Consider the following 1949-nt stretch of genomic DNA (forward strand, 5'->3'; position numbering starts at 1 on the left):
GTAAGCGTCCGGTCCGACCGCTCTGCCGCGGGGTGAGAGAGGCGGATAGTGTCCACCATCGATAGTGGACACTATGGTGATGGCGTGGCGCGTCGGACGAAGCGTCTTTGGACGGATGAGGAGAAGCGGTCGATCTGTTTCCAGACGACTGCGCCGGGTGTTTCGGTGGCTCAGGTTGCCCGGCGCTACGCTGTGAACGCGAACCTGATCTTCAAGTGGTTGCGCGATCCTCGGTTCGCGCCGGACCCCGCCTCGGCTCTGCCCCGGCCAGAGGAGGCGCGCTTTCTGCCCGTAGAGATTGTCGCGGAGACCAGGTCGACCGTGGCAGCACCTGCCGCCGAGAACCACATCGAGATCGAGCTGGCTGGCGGGCACCGGATGCGCATCAGTGGTGGCTATGATCCCGAGGCGTTGGCCCGGCTGATCCGGGGACTGTCGGTTTGATCCCGGTTCCAGCCAACACGCGGGTCTGGTTGGCGGCCGGCGTGACGGACATGCGCAAGGGCTTTGCTGCGCTGGCGGCGCAGGCCGAAGCCGTGCTGAAGCAGGATCCGTTTGCCGGGCATCTATTCGTCTTCCGAGGTCGCCGAGGCGATCTGGTGAAGGTCATCTGGTGGGATGGTCAGGGGGCGTGCATGTTCCTGAAGCGGCTGGAGAAGGGGCGGTTCGTCTGGCCGTCGGCAAAGGACGGGAAGGTCGCGCTGTCGCCTGCCCAGTTGTCGATGCTCTTGGAAGGGATCGACTGGCGGGCACCGCAGCGGACATGGCGGCCCTTGGCAGCGGGATAATCTGCTCACCCTGCAATCAATGATTCCCACAACGAATACAGTGGGATAAACTTCTTGCATGCTGGATCAAACCCTGACCTTGCCCGAAGACCCCGAGGAGCTGCGCAGCTTCACCGCGCGGCTTCTGGCGGAGGTAAAGGCGCAGGCGATCCTGATCGAGAAGCTGCGGCACCAGTTGGCCGGGCATCGGGCTCATCGCTTCGGGGCGTCGTCCGAGACGGCGGAACAGCTTCAGCTGGCACTCGAGACCAGCGAGATCGCTGCCGCCGCGATGACCGCGCGGATGAAGCTGCCCGACATCGAGGAGAAGGACAAACCCAAGCGTCGTCCGATCCCCGATCACATTCCACGGATGGAAGTGGAACTGAGCCCCGGTGCCGATGCCTGTGCCGATTGCGGCGGCCGCCTGCGTCGAATCGGCGAGGATGTGACGGAAGAACTCGAATACGTTCCTGGGCGCTTCATCGTGAACCGCATCGTCCGCCCCCGCCTGACCTGCACCTGCTGCGAACGGTTTGTTCAGGCTCCGCTGCCGTCTCGCCCGATCGAGCGTGGCCGTCCGGGGCCGGGTCTCTTGGCCCATGTGCTGGTCAGCAAGTATGCGGACCATCTTCCATTGTATCGTCAGAGCCAGATCTTCGACCGTGAGGGGCTCGATCTTGATCGTTCGACCCTCGCCGATTGGGTCGGCAAATCCACTGCCCTTCTGGAACCTCTGGCCGAGGCCATCGGGCGCCATGTCCTGTCGGCCGAAGCGATCTTCGCGGACGACACGCCCATCAGCATGCTGGCTCCCGGCACCGGCAAGACACAGACCGCACGGCTCTGGACCTATGCCCGGGACGAACGCCCTTGGGGCGGCACCGCCGCGCCCGCTGCATGGTATCGCTTCTCGGGCGACCGGAAGGGCCAGCATCCCAAGGATCACCTCGCCCGTTTCCGCGGCTGGATGCATGCCGATGGCTACGCCGGGTTCGAGGATCTCTACCGCTCAGGCACCATCCGCGAGGTCGCCTGCATGGCTCATGTGCGGCGCAAGTTCGTCGACATCCACCGGTCGCAAGGTTCACCGATCGCCGAAGAGGCCATCGGCCGGATCGCACAGCTCTACGCCATCGAGAAGGAGGCCCGAGGGTCGCCACCGGATGTCCGTGTCGAACT

Annotated in this window: 3 protein-coding genes; all 3 read left to right on the forward strand. The window is 64.6% G+C overall.

What is annotated here, in order from left to right; genetic code table 11:
- The first annotated feature begins 84 nt into the window (after nt 1-84).
- Nucleotides 85-444: an IS66-like element accessory protein TnpA gene (gene tnpA, locus GVY41_RS20005; RefSeq protein ID WP_229726148.1), complete on the forward strand. Its 360-nt coding sequence runs from the start codon at nt 85-87 to the stop codon at nt 442-444.
- Nucleotides 441-788 carry an IS66 family insertion sequence element accessory protein TnpB gene (gene tnpB / locus GVY41_RS20010; RefSeq protein WP_161348735.1) on the forward strand — a complete coding sequence of 116 codons (348 nt, stop codon included), beginning with the start codon at nt 441-443 and terminating at the stop codon, nt 786-788. The genes tnpA and tnpB overlap by 4 nt, the downstream gene beginning before the upstream one ends.
- 58 nt (nt 789-846) lie before the next feature.
- The coding region (gene tnpC / locus GVY41_RS20015) for an IS66 family transposase (protein WP_161656936.1) at nt 847-1949 on the forward strand (1103 nt) is incomplete at its 3' end.

The sequence above is a fragment of the Frigidibacter albus genome, from assembly GCF_009908165.1.
Lineage (GTDB): Bacteria > Pseudomonadota > Alphaproteobacteria > Rhodobacterales > Rhodobacteraceae > Frigidibacter > Frigidibacter albus.